Annotated in this window: 17 protein-coding genes; 8 read left to right on the top strand and 9 right to left on the bottom strand. The window is 43.6% G+C overall.

Annotated elements, in window-relative coordinates; genetic code table 11:
• Positions 1-31: 31 nt before the first annotated feature.
• Positions 32-2,992, bottom strand: coding sequence for a glycoside hydrolase family 3 N-terminal domain-containing protein (locus DB520_RS18555; RefSeq protein ID WP_232835057.1), 2,961 nt, complete (start codon positions 2,990-2,992; stop codon positions 32-34).
• A gap of 304 nt (positions 2,993-3,296) precedes the next feature.
• On the opposite strand from DB520_RS18555, the gene DB520_RS18550 reads away from it, so the two are divergent.
• The 4 genes from DB520_RS18550 to DB520_RS18535 are packed head-to-tail and all read left to right on the top strand — an operon-like array spanning position 3,297 to position 7,295.
• The gene (locus DB520_RS18550; RefSeq protein WP_114751274.1) at positions 3,297-3,704 is read left to right on the top strand and encodes a hypothetical protein; all 408 of its coding nucleotides are present in this window, start codon (positions 3,297-3,299) and stop codon (positions 3,702-3,704) included.
• Positions 3,704-5,563, top strand: a complete 1,860-nt coding sequence (mutL, locus tag DB520_RS18545) for a DNA mismatch repair endonuclease MutL (protein ID WP_114751378.1) — start codon at positions 3,704-3,706, stop codon at positions 5,561-5,563. Before DB520_RS18550 ends, mutL begins: the two co-directional genes overlap by 1 nt.
• 11 nt (positions 5,564-5,574) lie before the next feature.
• Positions 5,575-6,366, top strand: a complete 792-nt coding sequence (locus DB520_RS18540; RefSeq protein ID WP_114751273.1) for a rhomboid family intramembrane serine protease — start codon at positions 5,575-5,577, stop codon at positions 6,364-6,366.
• 2 nt (positions 6,367-6,368) lie between these two features.
• Entirely contained in the window at positions 6,369-7,295 is a 927-nt protein-coding gene (locus DB520_RS18535; protein WP_114751272.1) for a rhomboid family intramembrane serine protease, read from the top strand.
• 10 nt (positions 7,296-7,305) lie between these two features.
• Here the strand turns inward: DB520_RS18535 and DB520_RS18530 are convergent, their stop codons facing one another.
• The 7 genes from DB520_RS18530 to DB520_RS18500 form a co-directional block, all read right to left on the bottom strand.
• A complete protein-coding gene (locus DB520_RS18530; RefSeq protein WP_114751271.1) occupies positions 7,306-7,917 on the bottom strand; it encodes a TetR/AcrR family transcriptional regulator in 612 nt (203 codons plus the stop codon).
• Between the two features lie 55 nt (positions 7,918-7,972).
• On the bottom strand, positions 7,973-9,025 hold the full coding sequence (gene rlmN / locus DB520_RS18525; protein ID WP_114751270.1) for a 23S rRNA (adenine(2503)-C(2))-methyltransferase RlmN: 1,053 nt from the start codon (positions 9,023-9,025) through the stop codon (positions 7,973-7,975).
• 184 nt (positions 9,026-9,209) lie between these two features.
• Positions 9,210-9,404, bottom strand: coding sequence for a hypothetical protein (locus DB520_RS18520; RefSeq protein ID WP_114751269.1), 195 nt, complete (start codon positions 9,402-9,404; stop codon positions 9,210-9,212).
• A 308-nt stretch (positions 9,405-9,712) separates the two neighbouring features.
• Positions 9,713-11,056, bottom strand: coding sequence for an NAD(P)/FAD-dependent oxidoreductase (locus DB520_RS18515; protein ID WP_114751268.1), 1,344 nt, complete (start codon positions 11,054-11,056; stop codon positions 9,713-9,715).
• Positions 11,057-11,369: 313 nt separating this feature from the next.
• Positions 11,370-11,558 (bottom strand): hypothetical protein, encoded by a 189-nt coding sequence (locus tag DB520_RS18510; RefSeq protein ID WP_114751267.1) that lies wholly within the window; start codon positions 11,556-11,558, stop codon positions 11,370-11,372.
• A 65-nt stretch (positions 11,559-11,623) separates the two neighbouring features.
• Positions 11,624-13,084, bottom strand: a complete 1,461-nt coding sequence (locus DB520_RS18505; protein WP_114751266.1) for a sulfatase — start codon at positions 13,082-13,084, stop codon at positions 11,624-11,626.
• Positions 13,085-13,227: 143 nt separating this feature from the next.
• Positions 13,228-15,786: a mechanosensitive ion channel domain-containing protein gene (locus DB520_RS18500; RefSeq protein WP_114751265.1), complete on the bottom strand. Its 2,559-nt coding sequence runs from the start codon at positions 15,784-15,786 to the stop codon at positions 13,228-13,230.
• A 276-nt stretch (positions 15,787-16,062) separates the two neighbouring features.
• On the opposite strand from DB520_RS18500, the gene DB520_RS18495 reads away from it, so the two are divergent.
• The 4 genes from DB520_RS18495 to DB520_RS18480 all read left to right on the top strand — a co-directional run bounded on the left by DB520_RS18495 (position 16,063) and on the right by DB520_RS18480 (position 20,838).
• The gene (locus tag DB520_RS18495) at positions 16,063-17,556 is read left to right on the top strand and encodes a Do family serine endopeptidase (RefSeq protein ID WP_114751264.1); all 1,494 of its coding nucleotides are present in this window, start codon (positions 16,063-16,065) and stop codon (positions 17,554-17,556) included.
• A 111-nt stretch (positions 17,557-17,667) separates the two neighbouring features.
• On the top strand, positions 17,668-19,209 hold the full coding sequence (amaB, locus tag DB520_RS18490; protein ID WP_114751263.1) for an L-piperidine-6-carboxylate dehydrogenase: 1,542 nt from the start codon (positions 17,668-17,670) through the stop codon (positions 19,207-19,209).
• Between the two features lie 68 nt (positions 19,210-19,277).
• Complete coding sequence (locus DB520_RS18485) at positions 19,278-20,597, top strand: S8 family serine peptidase (protein ID WP_114751262.1); 1,320 nt, start codon at positions 19,278-19,280, stop codon at positions 20,595-20,597.
• Positions 20,598-20,607: 10 nt separating this feature from the next.
• Positions 20,608-20,838, top strand: a complete 231-nt coding sequence (locus tag DB520_RS18480) for a hypothetical protein (protein ID WP_114751261.1) — start codon at positions 20,608-20,610, stop codon at positions 20,836-20,838.
• A 6-nt stretch (positions 20,839-20,844) separates the two neighbouring features.
• Here the strand turns inward: DB520_RS18480 and DB520_RS18475 are convergent, their stop codons facing one another.
• The gene (locus DB520_RS18475) at positions 20,845-21,714 is read right to left on the bottom strand and encodes an SDR family oxidoreductase (protein ID WP_114751260.1); all 870 of its coding nucleotides are present in this window, start codon (positions 21,712-21,714) and stop codon (positions 20,845-20,847) included.
• Positions 21,715-21,788 lie beyond the last annotated feature (74 nt).

Raw genomic sequence — 21,788 nt, 5'->3', positions numbered from 1 at the left:
TTGGGTTAACACATTTTGCACCAGTATTTGTTCACTTATTTGCCAAAAGTAAGGGCTGGGAGATGGATCTATATATCACATCATGAATGGCTCCACGAAGTTTATCCTTGTTTATCAGGTTATTAGAGGCATCGGGATAAACTCTGTTACTTAAAAAAACATATACCAAACCTTGATCAGGATCTGCCCAAGCGGCAGTTCCGGTAAACCCAGTATGCCCAAAGGTATTCTTTGAAGCCAATTTACCCACCGCTCCTCGTTTCTCCACATCAGGCTCAGGCTTATCCCAGCCCCAGCCCCTTCTGCTGTGAAGTGATTTTTTTTCGGTAAAGGCGGAAACCGTCTCTTCTTCCAAAAGTTGCAAGCCCCCGTAATCGCCTTCTTGAAGCATCATTTGCATAATTACAGCAACATCATGTGCTGTTCCAAACAGGCCAGCATGCCCCGCAACTCCCCCATACAATGCCGCACCAGGGTCATGAACGTGGCCATGCACTAAGGTTCTTCTGAAAATCCGGTCTACCTCCGTAGGTGCAATTTGTGCCTTGTCAAACCTCTCTAAAGGCAAATATCCCATCCGATTTAATCCCAAAGGTTCATAGAAGTTCTGCCGCATAAATTCATTTATAGGCTGGCCGATCATTGTTTCTATCATCCTATGCAACAAATACATCCCGACATCAGAATAGAGATAGGTGTAACTATTGCCCAATTTTCCTGTTCTTCTCAGGTCGGATTGCAAAGTCCAATGCCACACACTGTCCGGCAACGAACGTTTTCCCCAAATTCCGTCCGCTATTGGATAGGGGAATTCTTCCGATTTTTCGGTATTGTAGAAACCGGGCTTCCATTCCTTGCCCATCATTGTCAATGAATAGTGGGGTATCCATCCTACTAAACCCGCTTCATGGGTCATGATATCCCCTAGCTTTAGATGGGACTTATTGGTTCCCTGAAGCTCATGAAGGTAGTCCCCAATAGGACGGTCCATTTCTATTAGCCCCCGGCCATGCAGGAACATCATCATTTGTGTGGTAGAAAGTACCTTCGTGAGCGATGCCAGGTCAAACAGTGTCTTAGGGGTTACAGGATTGCTCTTTTCGTAATCCACATGACCGTAACTTTTCTCAAATACCACATGTCCATTTTTTGCCACCAAAACAGTACCTCCAGGAGTGGCTTTTTTCCTTATCGCATTTTCCATAAGGTGATCTATCTCCATCAGCCTTCTGCTATCCATCCCTTGGTTTTCGGGTGTGCTGTATGCCAACCTACCCACCGAAGAAAGCTGTTCCCCAGACCCTATCAGTAATTTTTCCCCTATGGTTACTGGCAAGGTGCCTGTTGCAGGCCTGGCACCAAAAAGTACTTGAGGCACCAGTTTCTCCGTAAAATCATTCTCTTCATAAGCCAACACCAAATTCGGCAAGTCCTGGAACAAACCTGCGCCATATGCATTTCCAAACACCACGGTTATGACGTTATGTTTTTCGTTCAGTCTTTTTATAAATTCCAGATCTGATGCTTGGACACCAAAGTTCCTTTTGGGATTGTTACTCATGCCCATAACCCCTACCACAATGGTATTGTAGGACTTGAGGTTTTCCTCCATGGCTTTATAATTGGCCGGGCCACTAGCACCCCTCATGGTGTAATGGGTGAACTTCCCGTATTTGTCCAAATGTTCCTTAAACACTTCCCCTCGACTACCCAAGGACACTGAGGCCATATTTCTTAGGTCAAGGTTCCTTATTGGAACTATACTTTCTGCATTTTTCACCACGGTAATGCTGTTGGCATATAGCTGCTCAATGAGGGCCTTTGTGCCAAAATTGCTGACCCTTTCCACCAGCTTATCGGGGTTCACTTTCGTTTTGCGGTGCAACCCAGCCCAATATTTGGCAGCAAGGATTTTTCTCACCCTAAGGTCTATTTCATCTTCAGAAATCTCCCCACTTCCAACTGCTTTCATGATCAAGGCCTTGGATTTGGGTACATCCTCGGCATAAAGGAGTACATCATTGCCCGCTTTTAAAGCCATAAGATCCACTTCTCCCGGCGGGTACAAGTTACTCACGCCTTTCATATTCAAGGCGTCTGTAAAAATAAGCCCTTTAAACCCAAGGTCATCTTTTAATAGCTCCGTAACCACCTTTGGAGACAAGGTGGTAGGCTGCCTGGCCTCACTCCCTAGGCTCGGCACATGCAGGTGTGCCACCATCACGCTCATCAGCCCATTGTCGATGAGCTCCCGATAAGGGTAGAGATCTATGTCATGTATGTATTCCCTGGAATTATGGATAACGGGAGTGGTATAATGTGAGTCGAGGTTGGTGTCACCATGCCCCGGAAAATGTTTGGCATTAGCCATTATGCCATGATCCTGCATCCCCCGCATGTAGGCCATGGATTTACGGCTGACCAACTTCTTTTCTTCCCCAAAAGCCCTGTAACCTATAACTGGGTTGTCCGGGTTAGAATTTACGTCCACCACTGGGGCAAAGTTGATATGCATGCCCATCTCTTTGAATTGCCGTGCAATCTCTTTTCCCATCTCATAGACTAGCCTATCATTGCCTCCTGCCCCCAATGTCATCTGCTTTGGGAACTGCAATACACTATCCAATCGCATGCCTGGCCCCCACTCCGCGTCCATGGCCAAAAAGAGTGGTACTTGGGAAAGGGATTGATAATGATTGACTAAGTGGGCCTGCCTCACAGGTCCTCCCTGAAAAAATATCAGTCCCCCCAACTTCTCCTCTTTCACCAAACGAGAAATTTCTTCCCTATGCCGATGATCCCTGTTGGAATAGGCTGCAACCATAAACAATTGACCTAGCCTCTCCTCAAAACTCATGCTGTTAAAAACGGAATCCACCCAATGTTGCTGCGCACTTTGATCTAGGCTTAAAAGGGGATCCGGAGGATTAAAACCAGCTACCGTCACTGTCCAACCAATAGTTAGACAACTCACCAAGGTTAAAAAAACCATACAAACTTTTTGACACATGTAAGCGTTAAAATTTTATCTGACCTATTTTAAGTTTAAATTTGTAATTAGCAATCTGCCTTGTCCAAACGTACACAAAATGATTGCTTCAACCTACAAAAAATTTATAAACAGAAGCAATTTTATATTAATAACGTAATTTCTAGCACCAAGGCTAAAAGTTAAACGAAAATATCTCGTAAAAGTACAGTTTGGTTAACCTTTTGCCCGCGGAACTGACCCTTGAGAGGAATGGGCAATGCCACAACCCGATGTGGGCAGGCGTATGAAAAATTGTGATTAAATTATGAAATTTCCATCCATATTCAGAGTAAATAGACCCGCTAAGTTTAACATTACACCGCGTCATTATGACCCAGTAAAAGAAGAAATCCAAGAGCGAACATCTCGGATAAAAAGAGAATTGGAAGAACAGGGTATCATTAACCCGGAAGGCAATGGAAGAGAGGGGAACCTCCCATCCTACGGGTCATCTATTAGGGGTGCTTTCACCAAAGGTAGCCCTATCAAGCGGAAGCCTTCAAACATTTTTGAAAGTGCCGGCTTAATGCGTTTGCTTATTCTCCTTATTTTGATAGGTGGTTTTGGGGGGTACATTTATATAGGCCCGGATATCCTTTATTATTTTTTATACCTAGGGGGTGGAATTGCCCTTTTGGTAGGCCTTTTCAGGCTTAAATCAATCGGCAAATGATGAATGACCTAATTCAGCTCCTTCCCGATGCCATTGCTAATCAGATTGCCGCCGGGGAGGTGGTGCAAAGACCTGCTTCAGTGCTCAAAGAATTGCTGGAAAATGCCATAGATGCGAATTGCACGCAAATAAACGTAGTGGTGAAAGACGCTGGTAAGGCCCTTATCCAAGTGGTGGATGATGGCCTTGGCATGTCTGTTACTGACGCGAGAATGTCATTTGAACGGCACGCCACATCCAAAATAAAAAAATCAGATGACCTGTTTAGCATCCGGACCTTCGGGTTCAGAGGGGAAGCCCTTGCTTCCATAGCGGCAGTGGCCCAGGTGGAGATGAGGACAAAACGCGCGGGAGACGAACTCGGAACCCTGATATGCATAGATGGGTCTGAGGTGAAAAAACAGGAGCCTTTGGCCTGTCAGGATGGGACATCCATTGCGGTAAAAAATCTATTTTTCAATGTACCCGCCCGCCGCAACTTTCTTAAGTCCAACCCAGTGGAAATGCGTCACCTTGTAGAAGAATTCCAGCGGGTGGCATTGGCCTATCCGGAAATAAGCTTTTCCTTGTATCAAAATGATATGCAGCTTTTCAACCTGCAGCCGGGAAAGTTGAGCAAAAGGATAATCGGAATCTTTGGAAATCCTTACAAGGAACAACTGATGGTATGTCAGGAGGATACCCCTCTTATTAGAATCAAGGGGTATATAGGCAAACCAGAAACCTCTAAAAAAACCAGGGGGGAACAGTATTTCTTTGTCAATAACAGGTATATTAAAAGTAACTACCTGCACCATGCGGTCAGCAGTGCCTATCAGGGGCTTATGGCTCAGGATCAGCATCCTTTTTATGTGTTGTTTCTGGAAATTGATCCCAAACATATTGATATAAATGTACATCCCACCAAGACAGAAATTAAATTTGACGATGAGCGGACAGTATATGGCCTGCTAAGGTCATCCGTAAAACAAGCGCTCGGCGCACATCATATTGTCCCTACGCTTGATTTTAGTCTGGATGTTAACTTTACCGACAACTGGAGGAAAGATGAATCCAAAAAACAGGACGTCCAGGCAGAAAACTCCTACAAGACCTACAACAGCCCCGCCTTTACAAAAAAAGATATTTCAGGATGGGAGAGGCTTTTCGAAGGAAAACCGGGAGATGAAAGGCTACCTTCAGAGGAGGAAATGTTGGCAGAAAGAGAAGCAGCTGCCAAGGAAACCTTAACCTTTGAAAGTAAGGCCAATGCGCAAGATCCTACTGGTGTTGCCCACAAGGAAAGTCCCGGTGGTGGGACCACATTTCAAATAGAATCCCGTTACATAGTCACACAAATGTCCTCGGGCTTGCTTATCTTTGACCAACAGGCCTTGCATGAGCGAGTATTGTACGAACGGTATCAGCGGCAGCTCAACCAATCAAAAGGAAGTTCTCAGCAGTGTTTATTCCCTCAGCAAATTGGGCTTAGCCCTTCGGATTTCACATTGTTCATGGACCTGAAAGAGGAATTGTCTAGCTTAGGCTTCTTGGTAAGTGTGTTTGGGCAGCAGACAGTGGTTATTAATGGGGTGCCTGCCGATATTACAATAACGAACGAAAAAGCCTTGTTTGAGGGACTTTTGGATCAGTTTAAGCACTTTAAGTCCGAGCTCTCCCTGGATAAAAGGGAAAACCTTGCACGCTCCCTGGCCAAAAGATCTTCCATTAAAAAGGGGGTAAAGCTGAGTCAGGGAGAAATGGAGAGTTTGGTAGGCCAATTGTTTGCCTGTCAAAACCCAAATTACAGCCCAACTGGGAACAAAACCTTCGTCCAATTGGATATTAATAAGATAGACAGTTTTTTCAATCATTCATAAAAACCGATATTATGTTTAGAGCCCTTACTCCTGTGGTAAAAAACTTGTTGATCCTCACCATAGGAATCCATGTTATCGCAGCTTTTTTCATGCCCCAACTCACCAACTTTTTCGCTTTATACGCTATTGAGTCCAGGTTTTTTATGCCCTTCCAATTTGTAACTTACATGTTTATGCATGCGGACTTTTGGCACCTGTTCAGCAACATGTTTGGTTTATTTATCTTTGGGCCCCTGTTGGAACAATTTTTAGGCCCCAAAAAAATACTGATCCTTTGGATGGTTTGTGGAGTGGGGTCCGGTGTACTTTATTCTGGGTACAATGCCGTTAAAATGAACTCTCTAAACCAAAAAATAGAACGCTTTTCCGAAGACCCAAACCCAGATACCTTCAGCAGTTTTGTTTCCGAAAACAGACACCTGTTTAACACCGGTATCTATGACTTCATCGACAAATACAGCCGTAACCCCGATGATGCTGAATTGAGGAACCAAGCCCAACGCTATATGCTGAGGATTCAGGAAAGGCAACTAAACATCCCCATGGTAGGGGCTTCTGGGGCACTTTTTGGGGTTTTGATCGCTTTCGGCATGTTGTTTCCAAACACGCAGTTGTTCTTGCTTTTTCCGCCCATGCCCGTGAAAGCAAAATACCTCGTGTTGTTTTATGGACTATACACAGTATATCATATATTTGTAAGTAATCCCGCAGACAATGTCGCCCACTTTGCCCACCTGGCCGGATTGGCTATTGGTGCCGTATTGGTGACTATGTGGAAAAGAGACAGACGTAATTTCTACTGACTATGTACGGAGGATTTTGGTATAACCTGAAAAACGCCTTTAACCATAAGAACAATGGCTTGTATAAAATATTAGCCATAAACCTTATTGTTTATCTTGGCTTAATGGTACTTCGGGTTTTCCTCACCTTGGGTGGGGCAGGGGAATTTTATAAGGCCATGATGTCCTACCTGATGATGCCTGCCTCCATACCCTACTTTTTGAGTCAGCCCTGGACCCTCTTCACCTATATGTTTCTACATGAAGGTTTCTTCCATATTCTTTTCAATATGTTGTTTTTATATTGGTTCGGTATTTTGCTCAACGATTTCCTCGGCAGCAAAAAGCTGGTCAACCTTTATATACTCGGTGGGGTAGCGGGTGGCTTCCTGTATATGCTGATCTATAACATTGCCCCACTTTTTAGTGACAGGGTAGAAGGCGCATTGATGCTTGGGGCAAGTGCCGGTGTATATGCCGTAGTGGTAGCTGCCGCAACCCTACGACCAGAGACCGAATTCAGGTTGATTTTGTTAGGGCCGGTTAAGATAAAGTACATCGCCATATTTTATGTGCTGGTAGCTTTCGCCAACTCTGCGGGAAGTAATGCAGGTGGAGAACTCGCCCATCTCGGGGGTGCAGCATTGGGGTACTTCTATATTTTACAATTGGGAAAAGGCAGGGATTTGGGCACCCCGGTTCAGGCTGTTGGCAGGTTTTTTGAAAACCTTTTTACGAATAAGCCAAAAGTAAAGGTTACGTATAGAAGAGGCAGCTCATCTCCAAACCCCGCCCAAGGCAAAACAGGTTCGAAACCAAGTGCTGGCAATAACGCTACAGTAAGTACCCAAGAAGAAATAGATAAGATTCTGGACAAGATTGCGGAAAAGGGCTATGACAACCTCACTAAAGAGGAAAAGAGAAAACTCTTCGACTTCAGCAATAAATAAATGACCAAATTCAAAGGCCTGTAACGTCCTTATATTGCTTAAGTCCCTTTTCGGTCAGATAGGGGAGCAAAATAGAAAACACGAGGTGGCTGTAGTATTCTGGCTTGAAATCCTCCTTACCAAAAAACAAAAAGTTGTTGGTAACCCAATAATCAGAAAGCATGGTCATTTGGTTTGCCAGATTACTGTATTGCCCCTGGATTATTTCCCCCCTAAACAACCCTTCCTGCTCTAGCAACTGGAACAAGTGAATTAACTGTGTCTTTCTCAAGGACAACAATTCATAATACCTATCCCTTATTTCCTCCAAACTTTCAATGATCTGATAAAAGTCCAAAAAGATAAACCTGTATTTGACTTGAATCCGAAAGGAAAGGCGGGTGACTTGCAATAAACTGCCCAATGTGGATTCTTCTTTGTCAATTTTTGCAGAAACCTCATCCGACTCCTTGCAACAAACCTGAAACAAATAGATCACCAAGTCACTTTTCCCGGAAAAGTGTTCCTCAAGCTCCCCTTGGCCTATGTTGATTCCTTGAACTAATTTTTCCATATCGGTTTTGGCATAACCGAAACGGTTAAATACGTTTAATGCCTCTTGAGCAAATTTTTCCTTTTCCATTTTTCGGGTGAAAATTGCATTTCAAATATAAAAAAATACTTGGGTTTGGAAAAATTTAAACCACCGAATGCTTGTTTGCCAATTGCCCACAGGCAGCATCAATATCCTGACCTCTTGACCTCCTTACCTTAGCCACAATTCCATTCCCTTCCAATATTTCCAAATACATTTCCACTTTATCGGCATCCGCTTGTTGAAACTCACCTTCATCAATGGGATTATACTGAATAATATTTACCTTGGAAGGGATGATTTTACAGAAATTTGCCAAGGCGACGGCATGCCTATGGTCATCGTTGATACCCTTCCAGATCACATACTCATAGGTGACTTTTCTTCCGGTCATTCGGTACCAATATTGTAAGGCTTCTGCAAGGTCTTCCACCGGGTTGGTGTCATTAATGGGCATTAACCTGCTTCGCGTTTCATTAATAGCAGAATGTAATGACACTGCCAAGTTAAATTTCACCCCGTCATCTGCCAATTTTTTTATCATTTTGTTCACCCCTACGGTGGATACTGTAATACGCTTGGGGCTTAGACCGAGGCCATCGGGAGAAGTGATTTTGGCTATCGCCTCCATCACATTGGCATAATTGAGCAGAGGTTCTCCCATCCCCATAAAGACGATGTTGGTCAGTGGCCTTTCGAAATACTCAGTGGCCTCATCCTTAATAGCCACCACCTGGTCAAAAATCTCATCTGGATTCAGGTTTCTCATTCTTTTTAGCCTGGCAGTAGCACAAAAATTACAATCCAGGCTACAGCCTACCTGTGAGGACACACAGGCAGTGATCCGCTTGGGGGTAGGAATTAATACCGATTCCACGATTTTGCCATCGTATAACTTTACAGCATTCTTAATAGTACCGTCTTGGCTCCTATGCATTTGGTCCACCTGAATATGGTTTATGGCAAAATGAGCCTTGAGCATTTCCCTAGTGGACAGGGAAATGTTGCTCATATCGTCAAAGTTTTTTAAGGTTTTATTCCAAAGCCAGTCGTAAACCTGCTTGGCACGGAATTTTTTATCCCCCTTTTCGAGAAAAAACTGCTCAAGCTCTGCCAGACTTAACCTTCGTACATCCCTTTTTTGTGCCTGTTCCATGATGCAAATTTAGGCAATATCACCTCCACATACCATGATACCAGATATTTTAAGAATGCTTAGGCCACTTAGAAAGGAAAAATTGCCATTATCTTTTAACTTTTGACAACAAAATAGCTACCAAAGCACCTAAAAGGCCACATATCAGAATACCAAAAACTACCTTCACTACCACCGTCATGATTTACTTTAATAAATGAAAGGGCAGAAGAATAAGTGCTCCAATCACGCCCAAAGAAACGCCTACTCCCCATCCCAAAATCCTAAATGGAAGCAGTAGCAACCAGATAAAAGGATAGAGCAGCAGCACCAATAGTGCTAGTGGCCAACACAACACCAACAAAATGGTAAAAAGTACCAAGCTGATAAATATTCTCATAATAAGCTTTTCCAACTGTATCCTAAAAATATGCCAATGCCTTCAGTTGGCTTGCAGGAGGCTTTTGAGGTGACTGATGTATCATTTCTGGACGGGTTAAGTCCGTTATCGAACACTTCTTCATCGCCAGCTCGTAATTTCAATGATGGCTGATGTCAGGATGTCAGCTCATTCTCTAGTTATAAAATAGCGGGTTGCCGAATCGCTGCATGCTAGCAAATATTCTTAAGTGAAAAATCTATACGCGGAACAACTGTGAAGTGAAAACTGGTTATCAAGGCAATTTATGTCAGAAAACCTGAGTTAATTTAATCTTCAAAATCCTTTTCTTCTAACATCCATTGCCTCTTAAAGTCTTTTACATATCTGGGCCTGATCAATAAACGAAGGCTTGGGTCAAATGAAAGGTAATTCCAAGACCAGGTAAGAAAAATCATCAATTTATTATTGACCCCCAAAATTGCCATCAAGTGGACAAATAGCCAGACTAACCAAGCGAACATCCCCTGAAAACTGATAAATGGCAGATCCACCACGGCCATCCTTTTACCCACTGTGGCCATTGAACCCAAATCTTTGTATGAAAAAGGTTTTCTGGGTTTTTGTCTTAAATCAGCTTTTAAATTATTTCCCAAATTAGACGCCTGCTGGATGGCCACTTGAGCTACCTGAGGATGGCCAAGGGGAAATTTTTCCTCGGTTTGCAAGCACTGATCTCCTATCACATAAATGTTTTCCTCTTTAAGTAACCGGTGGTATTCGTCCACCAAAAACCTTCCATTGGGAGCCCTTTCATTGTCCTCAAGACCAACCAAACTGTTGGCTTTAATGCCGGCTGCCCATAGTAGGGTGAGGGTTTGTATGGATTCTTTTTCTTTTAACTTTACGGTAAATCCATCATAATCTTCCACCATCGTATTCAGCATCACCTCTACCCCCAATCGCTTAAGGTAAACCAACGCTTTTTCCCTTGAAGGCTGAGTAAGGCCACTGAGAAGCCCATTCCCAGCTTCAATAAGTATCACTCGCATGTTTGCGAAATTTAATTGGGGATAATCTTTAGGTAGAACTTTGTTTCTCAATTCTGCAATAGATCCTGCCAGTTCTACACCAGTAGCGCCACCGCCTACAATTACCACATTCATGATAGGTTTTCTATCCGATTCATTAGCCAAATTAATGGCCCTTTCATAGTTCGAGATGATTTTATTCCTGATATATAGGGCCTCGGAAGTAGATTTCATGGGGGCACAAAACTTTCGGATGTTTTTATTGCCGAAGTAATTGGTGTTGGCTCCTTGTGCTAAGACCAAGATGTCGTATTCAAGGGTACCTAAATTAGTGTAGATGATTTGATTTTTTTTATCAATTTTTTTCACCACAGCCATACGGAAAACGACATTCTCAGTTTTATGAAAAATGCGCCGCAATGGAAAAGAAACCGAACTTGGGGACAAGGCCGCAGTCGCCACTTGGTACAGCAGTGGCTGAAACATATGGTAATTGTTTTTGTCAAGCAACACGACCTGATAATCCGTGTGGGCAAGCTTGCGAGTCAGTTTCAACCCTCCAAACCCAGCTCCGATTATGACTATCTTTTTGGATTTGGAAGTTTGAATATTGGGAATGGGATTAGTTTCAGAATTGTTCATTGGTTTTGTCAACTTTGGAAGGGAGTTTAAATCTACACAAATTAAAACTCTAAAGACATATAAATCCTTAAGGTTAGGCTGAATAAGCAAGGTAACCTAAACTTAAAATAGGCAATTATATTTATTTCTAACAATCAATAGAATATTTATTTGAATAGATTAGAGCCTGGACTTTTTTATATAAACCTGGCATGAACGTATTATTACTTCAGGCCAAAAACTATAAATAAAAGTAGTCCTTTCAATGGGTGGATTAGTTATACAATCATTCAGTCTTTGTCTAGTCCTTCATTGCCATTCAACATTTGGGGGATTAAGGAAGCCATTGAAATCCATGAGCGAGTGGGGCTGCAGGAGAAAGTAGAATAATGCTTCGGGAAGTAACCTCTGTATAGGAGGAATCCTCAGGGAAGTTGACTTTTTGATGGCTTTCCACATTGGATATATCCTCCGGGGATTCTTCGGCAGATGCAATGTTCAGATAGGGGAAGATTACCTTCATTGACCCTATAAGATGTATGAAAAAATGCAGGCCATGAAAGTCTCCTCATAGTCCTTGTGAGAACTTCAGCGGTTAAAAAATGTTGCCTCACCTTCCTCTTCCTTCCTCCAAGTGGGATACTTCCCTCCTGTGTCTTCCATCTTTTCATGTATCGCATCAAGCAAAACTTCGGCTATTTCAGGGTAAACAAGTGCCAAATCTGTTGTTTCTCCTTCATCTTGAGCCAACTCATACAGGGAGATTTTTTGGTCTTCATAGGTATAAATGAGCTTCCAATTCCCAGACCTGATAGCTGATCCTGGTTTCCATGCACTTCCATGGTAATGTGGATAATGCCAAAAAATGTCATTTTCTTCAATCTCCTGACCCCTTAGCAAGCCAAGCAAGGACTTGCCATCCTGCGCCGTTACCTCCAGATTGGCTAATTCCTCCGCAGTGGCAAAGAGGTCCATACTTACCACCGGATGATCCACTACAGGGCCAGCTAATACCCCTGGCCCGGCAATAATAAGTGGAACCCTAATGCCACCCTCATAGCACCAACCCTTTCCAGCCCTCAACGGCCCATTGGCCGTAGGCCCTCCTTGATTATATCTTGTGGAAAGCCCCCCATTGTCACTGGTAAAAACTATCCATGTGTTTTCCATTTTCCCAGAGGATTCCAATTCATCCAGTAGCCTGCCAATTTGTTCATCCATAGCAGCGACCATACTGGCATATTCCGCATTCGTCTGTGCGATTTGCGTGATTCCTTCCCCTTCCTGTTTTACTGCTTGGTGATCCGCAATCTCGCCAAGATCCTCTCTTTTTCGTCGGAATTTTTCGATTAGGTGTGGAACTGCCTGTATTGGCGTATGCACGGTATAAAAGGAGAGGTAAAGCAAAAAGGGGTTATGGTCACTTGCACGAATCAACTCCAAGCTTTCATCCATTAATCTATTGGTTAGAAACTCCCCTTCCGGACCGTCTTCCAAGCGGGGGTTTCCATACGGGGAGAAATACCCCCCATACTTTCCATCCGAAAGTTGCGGGGCTCCTGCACTCCACCCTCCAATATTCACATCAAAGCCTTGGTTTTCCGGCCAAAAATCAGGTTCTTCACCCAGGTGCCATTTCCCCACAAAATAGGTGTCATACCCCTTTTCCTTTACCCTTTCCGCTATGGTAACTTCCTCCAAGGCTAAATTGTGGTTTATCCCTGGGGTACTCAATGGCCTTTCGTCAGCAAAGGGGTCAGAACCCGGAATCCAATCCGTGATTCCTACCCTGTTGGGATGTTTGCCAGTCATAAGTGCAGCTCTTGTGGGACTGCAAACAGGATGGGCAGAGTAGGCTTGAGAAAACCTTACCCCCATTTTAGCCAAACGGTCCAGGTTAGGGGTTTCATAAAAGGTGTCCGGCCAGTTTGGCGTGATATCTGCCCAACCCAAATCGTCCACTACAATAAAAATTATATTTGGGTCTGAATCGGCACTTTTACAACCAAAAAGTAGAAGAAGTGCTAAAAAGGAAGTTGTATATTTCATATGTTTATAATTTCTTTTCAGCGGTCATATAGCCTGCCCCGATCTTGTTTCGGGGAACTTGTTTCGGGGAAATCTCACAATCTTAATCATCCCTACGTGTGAGGTTCTCCTCCTGCTTGCCTGTCCGGTAGGGAGGCTCGATTTTATTTTTTTAGGGTGTTTTCCCCAGGGTCTTCGCTCTTCCCATCACCGGAACCTTTGAAGTTGTGCCAACCATCTCCAAGGTGTATATCACGCTGTGGAAATGGAATCTTGATGCCGTTTTCATAGAAAGCCTGGTAAATTTTATGGAGGATGGTATGTTTCACATCCAACCAAACGGATACGTTATCCACCCAAAACAATAACCTAAACTCCACACTGCTGTCCGCAAAGTTATGCATCAATACCTTTGGGGGAGGATGCCGTAGAATTTGTTCCTCATTGATCAGGTTTGTAAGTACTTCCTGGACCTTTACAATGTCTGAGCCATAGGCCACTCCCACGAATATTTCTACCCTTCTTTGTCTATTGGATAATGTCCAGTTTACCAGTTGATTGGATATCAAATCCCCATTCGGAATGATTACCTCTGAGCCGTCATAAGCCTGTATGGTGCTGGAACGAATGCCAATGTCCTTAACAATACCGAGTTGGTTACCGACTTCTATGGCATCTCCTACCTGAACAGGCCTTTCAAACGCCAAAATGATACCGGAGGCCAAGTTGTTGACAATATTTTGAAGGCCAAAACCTATTCCTACGGTAAGCGCCCCTATGACTATAGCCAGTCTATCCAGCGATATTCCAGACAGGCTGATAGCAAACAAAAAACCCAGACTTAATATCCCTAAACGTATGAGAAGTATGGAAGAACCTATTTTTTTGTCTCTGGTCCCTACATTTTGGGCATCCCTTACTGAAACAAAGTAGGCGATATTCTTAGCCAACAACGAAGATATCCACAAAACCACTAAAAATATCAATATACTCCCATAGGTGAAGCTGTTGTTCCCCAAAGTCCGGGTTTGGTTTAGGAACCCACTAAAACTCTCCCATAAAAATTGATCCACATATAGGTTCGTGGTAAAATAATAAGCCCACATTATCACTGCAAGGGAGATTAACAATTTTTTCAGCTTATTGAAAATCACCGCATAATCCACAAAACTAGTATAGGCAGCTTCACTCTTTTTGCTTAGTTCAGAAAAAAGATAGACTACCTCCATGACTACTAGCACAAACACGTAAAGGCTAATGGCCTGCATTAGATTTAGCGTGGCGGTAACCCCCAATAACTTCCCCAAACTAAACCTTCCGAAGGCATGGGAAAAAACAGCAAGAACCTGCAAACTCACAAACAAATACACCAGCCATGAAAGGTACATTGGGAAAGTTTCTGGATCCTTTTGAATGAGTCTAAGTGTCCAGGCCCCAATGAGAACTCCTAAGAGTGAAAACATCATGAGGTACACCTTTTCTTGGATAGCCCATTCGGTGACTAAATTGGAAAATCCGTAAACCAGCAAACTGAGCATCATAAAACCCCAAACCCGGAAAGCTTTCTTTGTTACTACATGTCTTATCAAAAAAGTCGTACATCCCGCCATGGTCAATAAGAAAATCAATATCAAGGTGTTGGGGGGATATGCGAAAAAGTAAGGACCAAGTGTAGCACCACTCAATAACGCACAAATAAACGGAGAAAAAGACAGGTATTTTGTCCTCTTTAAAATAATGGAAGAGAACTCTTTTTCCCTACCTATCTTTTTCAACAAGAGCACATACCACCTGTACAAAACAAGAATTAGCACCACTAAAAAAAACAGGTTCAGTGTGTTTTTTTTGAGATAACTGATAAGAATCACTTCATTCAATAAAAGTGATTCTGCCACAATGGAGCGGAAATCTCTGGTAAAAGACTCCATTTGGCTTTGCCAAATAGGTGGGGAATCCCTATAAAACAACCTGTTTCTAAAAACGACTTGTCTCTCCCTTAATTCCTCCTTCAAGTCATTTAAGGAAATAATCAGATTTGTCAATTCACTTTGAGCCCCAACCCCTTCAAGCCTCCTTATCCGAAGCAGACTATCTACGGCACTTACTCTTTCCTCCAATATTTCGATTTGCTTGCTGAGGGAAGGAATATTCAAAGAATCGGAAAAAGCCCGTATTTGATTCGAATAGGACAACACCGGTTCAATTTCTTCTGCGATTTCCAAATATTGGTTCAAATTAGACTGCACTTCACTTTGCCAGCGGCCAAGTCTGGTTTGATATCCCACCACCAAGTTGTCGAGTTCATTGAGATATTGAAAATTCAAAACCTGGTCATGGGTATAAAAGCTTTCCTGAATCCTATCTAATACCCGGGAAATTACGGGTACTTCTTCCTCCATAAAGGCCATGTTAGGCCTTCTCTGTAATCTCAGCAGGGCTTGTTGTAACTTCAAAAGAACCTGCTGGTTGTTTTGCAAATTTTTCTCAAGAGAAATAGGGGTTTCTAGGTCAGGGGTTAAGGTATCTGCCAAGATGGCAGGGTCTTGCTGCACCATAGAGAACCCTAAGGCAGGTGCGTAAACTTGAAGCGATAAAAGGAAGGACACCAAAATACCCCATGCGATCCTATCTACATTGGATTCGCAGAATACATCCTGCTTTTTTATACTAAAGTCCGTGTTCAAAGTGGTTATAAAATCCAGTTTGGATAGAAAATTGCACAAATTTTCTTAGATTTAGTAAGAAAACTTTAAAATAAAAAATGCCTAGACTTTCCCGACATCGAAAGTAGGTTAAACATGCCACAGAGAATATGGTTACATATACCTAAAAGCTTCGAAAATTTTGTAAACAAATCTTAAACCCCGAGTTCTAATTTGGATTTCCGGTTAAAAGGTGTTAAACGGTAACAATATAACTAGGGTGGCACTGTTTTGGAAGCAACAAAAAAAAGCAATTAACGTGAAACTTATCAGTAATAATCAAAAGGAAGGTATAAGATGAATAAAAGACAGTTTTTCTTAGGTATGGTCCTAGCCTCCCTCATAGGGGGAATGGTTGCTATTGCAGGTGTGAGCCTGTTGCAAAATAACCAGGGGGCCACCACTAACTACACCGAGGAAAGAAGTGCCAGTTTTGTAAACTGGCTCAACAACGATAGTTTCGTAGTCCCTGACGGTATCAACTTCGTTGCCTCCGCTGAGGTGGTAACACCAGCAGTGGTCCACGTGAGAAGTAGCGTTTCCGTAAGTGGTAGGGGTGAAAGAGGTATGGATCCCTTCGAGGAGTTCTTCGGGTTTAGATCCCCTTCTCCTCGGGGTGAAGGAGGCCCCCCAAGAGAGGGTCAAAGTTCAGGTTCAGGTGTGATCATAACCGAAGATGGCTATATCATGACCAATAACCATGTTGTCGAAAATGCCACAAGGGTTGATATCACCCTTGAGAACAACGAGAGACATGTAGCCAGGGTAATTGGTACTGACCCCACAACTGACTTGGCATTACTGAAAATTGAAGCCAAAAATCTGCCTCATATCCCATTTGGGGATTCAGACAATGCTAAAGTAGGAGAGTGGGTACTCGCAGTAGGGAACCCTTATAACTTAAACAGCACTGTTACAGCAGGTATTATCAGCGCTAAGGCCAGGAACATTCAGATTTTAAGGGATGAAAACAACCTTCAGGTAGAATCCTTTATTCAAACTGATGCTGCTGTAAATCCAGGAAACTCAGGTGGCCCGTTGGTGAATTTGCAAGGAGAAATTGTAGGGATCAACACGGCCATAGCCACACGTTCAGGAGGGTTTAGCGGATATTCCTTTGCCGTTCCCAGTTCCATTGCCAAGAAGGTTTCTGAAGACTTGATGGAATACGGTGCAGTACAGCGAGGATTAATCGGTGTCACCATTTCGGATGTAGGCCCAAGACTTGAAGATAAACTAGGCAAAAAGCTTGGGGTAAGTAGAGGCGTATATGTCGAGGGTGTAAATGAAGGAAGCGGCGGTGACGAAGCTGGCCTGAAAAAAGGAGACATCATTATAGGTGTGGATGGTTTTCCCACTTATACAACCTCTTCACTTCAAGAAAGGGTAGCCAGAAAAAGACCCGGGGACACAGTAGATGTAAAATACTTACGGGATGGTAATGAAATGAATACCACCGTAACATTGAAAAACTTCTCTGGGGATACGGAGATTGTAATAAAGGAATTGCCTAAGACGGTAGAATTTGAAGGGGTGGTATTTGGAGACCTCAAAAATGAAATGAAAGAAAGGTTGGACATTGAAGGAGGTGCAGTAATCACCATCAACGAAAACGATGCCTGGAAGAAAGCCGGATTAAAAGAAGGGTTTATCATTACCAAGATCGGGAGATCCAGAATCAACAGTTCCAACGATGTGATAGAAGCACTTAAAAAACACAAAGGTGAGGAAGTGAGTGTTTTGGGGGTCTACCCAAATGGTCAACGATCCTACTATGACCTAGAGCTTTAATTTTTCTTTGGTTTTGTTTAATAAAAAAGGCTGCCCCCAAGGGGCGGCCTTTTTTATTAACAGGCTATTTTTTGTATTTTTATCCTACCGCCTTCTTTTTAATCCCCCATTATGGAAAAGACAACCATACAAGAAATACTTGACTACTTCAAGCTTACTGAAAACCATTCGGGAGCGAGTACCGGAATAAAGTGGGAGCCTGGGGAAGGCTCAATAATTGTATCCAAATCCCCCATTAACAGCCAGCTACTGGGTAGTGTTCATTCATGTACAGAAAGCCAATATGAAAAGCTGGCCGAACAGGCATTACTGGCATTTGGGCATTGGAGAGGACTTCCTGCTCCGAAACGCGGGGAAATAATAAGGCAAATCGGATTGGGATTGAGGGAGTCAAAGGAGATGTTGGGTAGGTTGGTGTCCCACGAAATGGGCAAACCCCTTCAGGAGGGATTGGGGGAGGTGCAAGAAATGATCGACATCTGTGATTTTGCCGTTGGGCTCTCCCGCCAACTCTATGGTAAAACCATGCCTTCAGAGCGGCCTCAACACCAAATAATGGAGCAGTGGCACCCCTTAGGGCCAGTAGGAATTATCTCGGCCTTTAATTTCCCAGTAGCTGTTTGGTCTTGGAACGCCATGATTGCATGGGTATGCGGAAACGTCTGTATTTGGAAACCATCGGAAAAAACGCCCCTTTCTGCCATTGCTTGCCAAAAAATCATCGCCAAAATACTTAAGGAAAACAAGCTTCCAGAAGGCATTTCCTCTCTGATTATTGGGGACAAAACCTTAGGGGAAAGGCTGGCAAAAGACAAAAGAATTCCACTAATATCAGCCACAGGCTCTACCAAAATGGGTAAGGCAGTAGCCCAGCATATTGGGGAAAGGCTTGGAAAATGCATTTTGGAGCTTGGAGGAAACAATGCTATAGTCATCTCCAACAAAGCCAACCTGGACCTTGCCATAAGAGCCGCGGTTTTTGGGGCTGTGGGTACTGCCGGGCAAAGATGCACCAGTACCCGAAGATTGATCATTCAGCGAGATGTAGTTGAGGAAGTGAAAGAGAGGCTAAAAGGTGCATATGCCCAGTTGAAAGTCGGGGACCCCCTAGACGAAAACAACCATATTGGGCCACTTATTGACCAAGAAGCTGCTAAGCAGTTCGAGAGCGCCATCCAAAAAATCAAGGAGCTGGGGGGAAGAGAAGTGATTGCGGGAAGCATTCTTGAAGGAGAAGGGTACGAATCCGGTTGCTATGTCCATCCCGGGGTGTATGAGCTGGATCCTTCGGCGGAAATTATGAAAGAGGAAACCTTTGCTCCCCTGCTTTATCTTATTCCCTACGAAACCCTTGAAGAGGCCATAGCGCTTCACAACAATGTGCCACAGGGACTTTCCTCCGCCATCATGACCCAGGATGTGAGCGAAGCACACCTCTTTCTTTCAGCAATAGGTTCGGATTGCGGCATCGCAAATGTAAATATAGGTACTTCCGGCGCAGAAATCGGAGGTGCCTTTGGAGGGGAAAAAGAGACAGGAGGAGGAAGGGAATCTGGATCAGATTCTTGGAAAGCCTATATGAGAAGGCAAACCAACACTATCAATTTTGGCCAGACATTGCCCCTTGCTCAAGGCATTAAATTCGATTTATAAAATATTGTATTTAAGTACTTTATTGCTAAATTGATATGCTAAAACCAAATTTTTAAAACCCTTTCTCTATGAAACCCTTTAGAAACGACTCTCCTGCAGACCTTACCAATAAACCGGAATTTACCGGAAAAAGGCTTGTGATGATCGACTCCAATGCGGGTCAAAATCAAATTGACAAGGAGGTGAAAAACGCCTCCCTTAGGCTTGCATTCTCGAGTGACTATACCACCCACGAGGAAGACTACGTAGAAGCTTTTGAAAATGCGGATGGGATAGTTTTTGAAAAATTCGGGGTAGCGGTAGTCAATGAAAACCACGATACTGAAATAAACATGCTAACTACCTCTGCAAGATCCAGCAAAATGTTTCTTTACGATGAGCCAGAACGCTTTGTGTATGCATTGGAAGTGGATAGAAAAAACAGCATATTAGGCAATGTTTGGCTGCTCCTTTGCAAAATTTTTGGAATCAAGCCCCCTGAAAACCCAGACAATCCCTCTCCTCCTACACTTCCGGATAGCTTTGAGGATAACGATTTCGCATTTTGGGGAGTCACTGCTACCCTTTCCGATAAAAGCAGCTACACGGGGAAACAAGTTCCTGTAGCAATTTTGGATACCGGTTTCTACATGGGTCACTCTGGGTTTACTGGAAGAGCAATCACTTCCAAATCCTTTGTACAGGGGGAAGAGGCAGAGGACAAAAATGGACACGGAACCCATTGCACCGGAAATGCAGCAGGAAACATTAGGTCAGGGGCTCAAACACGATATGGGTCAGCAAATAATGCAAATATTTATATTGGAAAAGTATTATCAAATGCTGGCTCAGGTAGAGACAGTGGCATTTTGGCAGGTATGGAGTGGGCCCTGGTGAACGGCTGCAAGGTAATCTCCATGTCCCTGGGAGCACCCTCCAACCCCGGCCAAACCTATTCCCGAATATTCAACGACATTGGAAAAATGGCTATGGAAAACGGCACCCTAGTTATCGCAGCAGCAGGAAATGACAGCAGACGTTCTCAGGGTATAGTACGCCCTGTAAACCACCCCGCAAATTGCCCTTCCATATTGGCGGTGGCTGCTCTGGACAGGTTTTTGAAGGTGGCGGAATTTTCCTGTGGTGGTATTAACCCCGATGGGGGTGAAGTGGATATTGCAGGTCCAGGTGTAGGGGTATTCAGTTCCTATATCTCCCCCCATAACTATGCATTTCTTAGTGGTACAAGTATGGCTACTCCATTTGTGGCTGGCATCACCGCGATGTTGTGGGAAAAGTACCCGAAGGCCTCAGCCACTGAAATCAAGGAGTTATTACTGAAAGGAGCACGGAAATTAGACCTCCTCAGCCGGGATGTCGGTGCAGGTCTCGTTCAGGCCCCACAATAGCCACAGGCATATGCAACAGAAAGGAAAAAAATTCATTGCCTCAGTAGATGAAGACATGAAAGGGCAGATGCAAGAAATTGCCACTCAATTAAGAAAAAAGGGGTGCAAGATTCTAGATGTACTTAGCTTTTCGGGAATCATAACAGGAGAGAGTTCTGGTCAGGAAAAAAACCTGGATGAACTCAGGGTAAAAGGGATAAAACACATAGAGGAAGATGGGGAAGTCAACGCAATGGATTAAGCTGATTTATTTTCCTTTACGCTTTTTCTCCATCTGATCCCACAATTCCTTGGGTACCTTATCGAAGTCATTGAACTGCCCAGCGCCCCTAAGCCATTCTCCCCCATCTATAGTTACGACTTCTCCATTGATAAAACCGCTTTGGTCGGCTAAAAGGAAAGCTGCAAGATTGGAGAGTTCTTGATGCTCTCCCACCCTAGCTAAAGGGACTCTTTTGGCAGGATCAAATTGCTTTGCCATTTCATCAGGTAATAACCTGGACCATGCGCCTTCAGTAGGAAAGGGGCCTGGGGCGATGGCATTGGAACGTATGTTATACTTTGCCCATTCCACTGCAAGAGACCGGGTCATGGCTAGCACTCCCGCCTTAGCCGCAGCACTGGGTACCACATACCCACTTCCAGTAAAGGCATATGTGGTAACAATATTAAGAAAATTACCTGCCTGACCTGAATTAATCCAGTGCTTGCCGGCTACCAATGTCATGTTTGCTGTACCTTTTAGCACTATGTCCAATATGGTGTGAAAAGCGTTGGGAGAAAGCCTTTCGGTAGGGCTGATGAAATTGGCAGCCGCATTGTTTACGACGGCATCGACCCGACCTACCTGATTTATGGCCTCTTTAAACATTCCAGCCACAGCTTCATAGTCTCGAACATCGCAAGGCAGGGCCAAAACTTCTTCCCCATGCTGTTTCTGCATTTCTCTGGCAGTTTCTTGAAGTACGCTTTCGTTTCTGCTACTAATGATTAATCTTGCACCTAAATGGCAAAAATAGTGTCCCATGGACTTCCCAAGCCCTGTCCCACCACCAGTAACCAACACCACTTTACCCTTCAATGCATTATCTTTAAGTAATCCAGTTTGGAATGACATATTTCTTGTAATGTTTTTTTCGTTTCAAATTACGGTTTTATTTCTTAATTGCACTTATGCTTAGCATACTCTTT

The organism is Pleomorphovibrio marinus (genome assembly GCF_003347495.1).
Taxonomy (GTDB): Bacteria; Bacteroidota; Bacteroidia; order Cytophagales; family Cyclobacteriaceae; genus Pleomorphovibrio; species Pleomorphovibrio marinus.
This window is presented reverse-complemented; position numbering and strand designations above follow the sequence as displayed.